Annotated in this window: 1 protein-coding gene; it reads right to left on the bottom strand. The window is 70.6% G+C overall.

Translation table 11 applies throughout. The features are described from left to right. On the bottom strand, positions 1-1,406 hold a 1,406-nt coding region (locus tag ACWD6P_RS37010), incomplete at both ends, for a homocysteine S-methyltransferase family protein (RefSeq protein WP_451448611.1).

The following is a 1,406-nucleotide window of genomic DNA, read 5'->3' on the forward strand; positions in this document are numbered from 1 at the left end:
AGACCGGCCTTGACGCACTCGTCCAGGAAGACGGAGTTGAGCACGATCCGGGCGGCCGGATTGAGACCGAAGGAGATATTGGACAGGCCCAGCGTGGTCTGCACGTCGGGGTGGCGCTTCTTCAGCTCCCGGATGGCCTCGATGGTGTGGATGCCGTCCTTGCGGGACTCCTCCTGGCCGGTGCAGATCGTGAACGTGAGGGTGTCGATGAGGATGTCGCACTCACGGATGCCCCAGTTGCCGGTCAGGTCGGCGATCAGCCGTTCGGCCACGGCCACCTTGTGCTCGGCGGTGCGGGCCTGGCCCTCCTCGTCGATGGTCAGCGCGATCAGGGCGGCGCCGTGTTCGGCCGCCAGCGCGGTGACCTTGGCGAAGCGCGACTCGGGGCCGTCGCCGTCCTCGTAGTTGACGGAGTTGATGACCGCGCGGCCGCCGAGCTTCTCCAGGCCGGCCTGGATGACGTTGAGCTCGGTGGAGTCCAGGACGATGGGCAGGGTGGAGGCGGTGGCGAAACGGCCGGCCAGCTCCTCCATGTCGGCGACGCCGTCCCGGCCGACATAGTCGACGCACAGGTCGAGCATGTGCGCGCCCTCGCGGATCTGGTCGCGGGCCATCTCCACACAGTCGTCCCAGCGGCCGGCCAGCATCGCCTCGCGGAACTTCTTCGACCCGTTGGCGTTGGTCCGCTCGCCAATCGCGAGGTACGAGGTGTCCTGGCGGAAGGGCACGGTCTGGTAGAGGGAGGCGGCGCCCGGCTCGGGCCGCACGGTGCGGGTCGCGGGCACGACGCCGCGGACCCGCTCGACGACCTGCCGCAGATGCTCGGGGGTGGTACCGCAGCAGCCGCCGACGAGCGAGAGGCCGTACTCGGCGACGAAGTTCTCCTGGGCGTCGGCCAGCTCGCCGGCCGTCAGGGGGTAGTGCGCGCCGTTTTTGCCGAGCACCGGCAGACCCGCGTTGGGCATGCAGGCCAGCGGGATGCGGGAGTTGCGGGAGAGGTAGCGCAGGTGCTCGCTCATCTCGGCCGGGCCGGTGGCGCAGTTCAGGCCGATCATGTCGATGCCCAGCGGCTCCAGCGCCGTCAGCGCCGCGCCGATCTCGGAGCCGAGCAGCATGGTGCCGGTGGTCTCGACGGTGACCGAGCAGATCACCGGGAGGTCGGTCCCGGTGGCGTTCAGGGCGCGGCGGGCGCCCAGGATGGCGGCCTTGGTCTGCAGCAGGTCCTGGGTGGTCTCGACGAGCAGGGCGTCCGCGCCGCCGGCGATCATGCCCTCGGCGTTCTGCTGGTAGGCGTCGCGCAGCGTGACGTAGGGGGCGTGGCCCAGGGTCGGCAGCTTGGTGCCGGGGCCCATGGAGCCGAGGACGTAGCGCTGCTGGCCGGTCGAGGCGGTGAACTCGTCGGCGAC

The sequence above is a fragment of the Streptomyces sp. NPDC002446 genome, from assembly GCF_053595675.1.